This window comes from Streptomyces hainanensis (assembly GCF_004348415.1).
Taxonomy (GTDB): Bacteria; Actinomycetota; Actinomycetes; order Streptomycetales; family Streptomycetaceae; genus Streptomyces; species Streptomyces hainanensis.
In genome coordinates this window covers 1-4,229 of sequence record NZ_SMKI01000582.1, presented here as the reverse complement: position 1 = coordinate 4,229, position 4,229 = coordinate 1, and the positions used below count along the sequence as shown (strand labels likewise).

At 75.4% G+C, this 4,229-nt stretch carries 4 protein-coding genes; 1 reads left to right on the top strand and 3 read right to left on the bottom strand.

The window, feature by feature from the left end:
• Positions 1 to 93: 93 nt before the first annotated feature.
• From hemQ to hemE, 3 genes are read right to left on the bottom strand one after another with little or no spacing between them, the layout of a single operon-like run.
• The gene (gene hemQ / locus E1283_RS32930; protein WP_132821830.1) at positions 94 to 804 is read right to left on the bottom strand and encodes a hydrogen peroxide-dependent heme synthase; all 711 of its coding nucleotides are present in this window, start codon (positions 802 to 804) and stop codon (positions 94 to 96) included.
• A gap of 4 nt (positions 805 to 808) precedes the next feature.
• The gene (gene hemG / locus E1283_RS32925; protein ID WP_132821829.1) at positions 809 to 2,239 is read right to left on the bottom strand and encodes a protoporphyrinogen oxidase; all 1,431 of its coding nucleotides are present in this window, start codon (positions 2,237 to 2,239) and stop codon (positions 809 to 811) included.
• 30 nt (positions 2,240 to 2,269) lie between these two features.
• Positions 2,270 to 3,310, bottom strand: coding sequence for a uroporphyrinogen decarboxylase (gene hemE, locus E1283_RS32920; protein ID WP_132821831.1), 1,041 nt, complete (start codon positions 3,308 to 3,310; stop codon positions 2,270 to 2,272).
• Positions 3,311 to 3,457: 147 nt separating this feature from the next.
• On the opposite strand from hemE, the gene E1283_RS32915 reads away from it, so the two are divergent.
• Positions 3,458 to 4,090: a DUF3000 domain-containing protein gene (locus tag E1283_RS32915; protein WP_132821828.1), complete on the top strand. Its 633-nt coding sequence runs from the start codon at positions 3,458 to 3,460 to the stop codon at positions 4,088 to 4,090.
• Positions 4,091 to 4,229: the final 139 nt, after the last annotated feature.

The following is a 4,229-nucleotide window of genomic DNA, read 5'->3' as shown; positions in this document are numbered from 1 at the left end:
GTCCAGGTACTCCTCGATGACGACGCGCTCGCAGGACACGGCGTGCGCGCGGGCGGCGGCTAGGCAGGACCCGGCCTGGCGGCCCCGCGCCCGTCAGGCCAGGTCGGCGACCAGCTCGGCCACCGTCTTGCGGCGGCCGGTGAAGAAGGGGATCTCCTCGCGGACGTGCTGGCGGGCGCGCGAGGCCCGCAGGTGCCGCATCAGGTCCACGATCCGGTGCAGTTCGTCCGCCTCGAAGGCGAGGATCCACTCGTAGTCGCCGAGCGAGAACGAGGCGACCGTGTTGGCCCTGACGTCCGGGTAGCCGCGGGCCATCCGGCCGTGCTCGGCGAGCAGTTCGCGCCGCTCCTCGTCGGGCAGCAGGTACCAGTCGTAGGAGCGGACGAACGGGTAGACGCTCACGTAGTCGCGGGGGGTCTCGTCGGCGAGGAACGCCGGGATGTGCGACTTGTTGAACTCGGCGGGCCGGTGCAGCGCCATGTTGGACCAGACCGGCTCCAGGGCCCGGCCGAGCCGGGTGCGGCGGAAGCGGTTGTAGGCGTCCTGGAGGGCGTCGGAGGTCTCGGCGTGCCACCAGATCATGACGTCGGCGTCGGCGCGCAGCCCGGACACGTCGTAGGTGCCGCGCACCACCACGTCCTTGGCGGCCAGCTGCTCGAAGAGCTCGGTGACCTCGTCCGCCTGGCCGGACCGGTCCTCGGGCAGCGGCTCGCGCAGCCGGAACACCGACCAGAGGGTGTAGCGGATGGTGTCGTTGAGCTCCTTGGCGCGCTTGCCTGCGGACTTCTCCGGTGCGGTAGTCATGGCGCTATTCTCCCGCCTCGGCCGGTGGGCCGGTCACGGGGGCACCGCCCAGGGCGGGCCCGGGCAGGGCCCGCAGCAGGTCGGCCACGGCCCGCTGTGCCGAGGCGACGCAGGCGGGGATGCCGACGCCGTCGTAGGAGGCGCCGGCGAGGCGCAGCGCCGGCAGCCCGGCGAGGTAGCCGCGGACCCGGGCGACGCGGTCGGCGTGGCCCACGGTGTACTGCGGGAGGCCCTGGTGCCAGCGGGTCACCACGGTGTCCACCGGCTTGCCGGTGAGCCCGGCGGCCTCGCCCAGGTCGTCGAGGGCGGCCCGCACCAGGTCGGTGTCGTCCCACTCCAGCGGGCCCTCGTCGCCGTAGCGGCCGACGGAGGCGCGCAGCAGGAACAGGGCGGGGTCGGCGGCGGCGGCCCAGTCCCACTTGCCGCTGGTGAAGGTGGCGGCCTTGATGACGCGGCCGTCGACGGCCGGCACCAGGAAGCCGCTGCCGCGCGGCAGCGTGGCGAGGTCGGCGCGGCGGAAGGCGAGGGTGACGATCGCCATCGAGGCGTACTCCACGGCGGCCAGCTCGCCGGCGGCGGCCGGCGCCTCGGCGGCCAGCAGCCGCCCGGCGGCGGCGGCCGGCACGGCCAGCACCACGCCGTCCGCGGCGAGCGACCGGCCGTCGCCGAGGGCCGCGGCCCAGCCGCGGGCGGTGCGGCGCAGGCCGGTCACGGCGACGCCGGTCTCCAGGGCCGCGCCCCGGGCGCGGCAGGCCTCCGCGACGGCCTCGGCCAGGGTGCCGACGCCGCCCTCGACGCCGTTGAACACCGGCGCGCCAGGGGCGCGCGCCGCGGCCTCGCGCTGGACGGCGCGGACGGCGGCCAGCAGCGTGTCGTGCTCGCGGGCGGCCTCGTAGAGCGCGGGCACGGCGGAGCGCAGCGAGATCTGGTAGGCGTCGCCCGCGTAGACGCCGCCGAGCAGCGGCTCGATCAGCCGGTCCACGACCTCGCGGCCCATGCGCTCGGCCACCAGCCGGCCCACCGGCACGTCCTCGCCGACCTGGAGCGGCGGCAGTTCGGCGTCCCTGGCGATCTGGGCGAGGCCGGCGTCGGAGAGCACCCCGGCGAGCGCCGCGACGGAGGCGGGCACGCCCATCACGTGGTCCCGGGGCATGGGGCGCAGCGCGCCCCTGGTCCAGATCGAGGCGCCGACTCCGACGGGGGGGCGCAGCCCGTCGCCGAGGCCGACGGCGCGGGCCAGCTCGACGGCCTCGGGGCGGCGGGCGAGTATCGACTCGGCGCCCAGGTCGACGCCGACGCCGGCGATCCGGCCGGTGCGCAGCTTGCCGCCGATCCGGTCCGAGCCCTCCAGCAGGGTGACCCGGACGCCGGCGGTCGACAGCCGGTGGGCGGCGGCGAGTCCGGAGATCCCGCCGCCGACGACGATCACGTGCATGGCTCCCCCTTCACCTGCCGGCGGTCCGGCTCAGCGCGCGGTCCGCTCGTGGACGTGGGCGACGAGCCGGGTCAGGGCGTCCGGGTCGGTGGTGGGCAGGACGCCGTGGCCGAGGTTGAAGACGTGCCCCGGCAGGCCGGCGGCCGCGTCGAGCACCCGGTCGGCCTGGGCGGCCACGACGTCGTGCGGCGCGAAGAGCACGGCCGGGTCGAGGTTGCCCTGGAGGGCCCTGCCGGGGCCGATCCGGCGGGCGGCCTCGTCGAGCGGGACCCGCCAGTCGACGCCGACCACGTCGGCCCCGGCCTCGGCGAGCAGCGGCAGCAACTCGCCGGTGCCCACGCCGAAGTGGATGCGCGGCACGCCGCGACCCGCGACGGTGTCGAAGACCTTGGTGGAGGCGGGCAGCACCGAGGCGCGGTAGTCGACGGGGGCCAGGGCGCCGACCCAGGAGTCGAAGAGCTGGACGGTCGAGACGCCGGCGTCGACCTGTGCGGAGAGGAAGGCGCCGGTGATCCCGGCGAGCCGGTCGAGCAGCTCGGCCCACAGCTCGGGGGCCCCGTACATCATGGCCTTGGTGTGCTCGTGGTTGCGGGACGGGCCGCCCTCGACGAGGTAGCTGGCGAGGGTGAACGGGGCGCCGGCGAAGCCGATCAGCGGGGTGTCGCCGAGCTCGGCGGTGAGCAGGCCGATGGCCTCGGTCACGTAGGAGACGTCGTCGGGCTCGAGCGGGCGCAGCTGGTCGAGGTCGGCGCGCTCGCGGATCGGCCGGGCGACGACCGGGCCGACGCCGGGCTTGATGTCGAGGTCGACGCCGATGGCCTTGAGCGGCACCACGATGTCGCTGAAGAGGATCGCGGCGTCCACCCGGTGCCGGCGGACGGGCTGGAGGGTGATCTCGGTGACCAGATCCGGCCGCATGCAGGAGTCGAGCATGGCGATGCCCTCGCGGACCTTGCGGTACTCGGGCAGCGAACGGCCGGCCTGTCGCATGAACCACACCGGGGTGTGCGGGACGGGCTCGCGACGGCATGCTTTGAGGAAGGCGGAGTCGGTCACAGTCACAGGCAGCAGTGTCCCACGACCGCGGAATCGGACGGCGCGCGCGGGTGTGGCGTACCGCCCCCGCCGCGCCCTGGCGCCTAGGGTCGTTCCGACCCCTGGCCGATCGGCCGGGTAATGACGAGCCCGGCGGCCGTCCACGCTCTAGGGTTACCGGCCATGGCAGCGTCTCGAACCCACCCGGTGGAGGAGTCCGGCATCATGAACGACCCCGGTGCGCGGGTCCCGGTCGCCTTCGGGCGGGCGGTCGCGGCGTTGACCGAGACCAGGCTCCGCCCCGAGGTCCGGCTGTCCCCCCTCCCCCCGCCGCGCCGGCTCGCGCCCTTCGCGCACGCCGTCGGGGCGGCCGTGACCGTGGGGGACGAGGAGCTGGCCGACGGCCGCTTCGTGCTGCTGCATGATCCCGCGGGCGACGAGTCGTGGCAGGGCGACTTCCGGGTGGTGACGCTGGCCAGGTCCGACCTCGAACCGGAGCTGGCCACCGACCCCCTGTTGCCGGACGTGGCGTGGTCCTGGTTGACGGAGGCGCTTGACGGCCGGGGGCTCGACAGGCGGGCCGCCAACGGCACCGTGACGCGTGCCGGTTCGAGCTTCTTCGGCGGCCTGGCCGAGCGGCCGGCGCGGGCCGAGCTGGAGCTGCGGGCCTCCTGGACCCCGGCGGACGCGGCGGACGCGGGGGCTCACCTGGGTGCCTGGTGCGAGCTGCTCGCGCAGTGCGCGGGGCTGCCGCCGGAGTCCACCGGCCCGGCGGTGACCGCGCTGCCGCGCCGCCGCGGACCCCGGCCGCTGTGAACATCGCTGGAATGACGAATCACCGGTTCGTGATCATTCTCTAAAGGCCCAGTGGGATCGTGCCGAAGGAGTCAGTGACCCTTCCACCCGGATCGCCCCGACTCCTCCCCCGGAGTCGGTTTCGGATCCGTCCCCATCC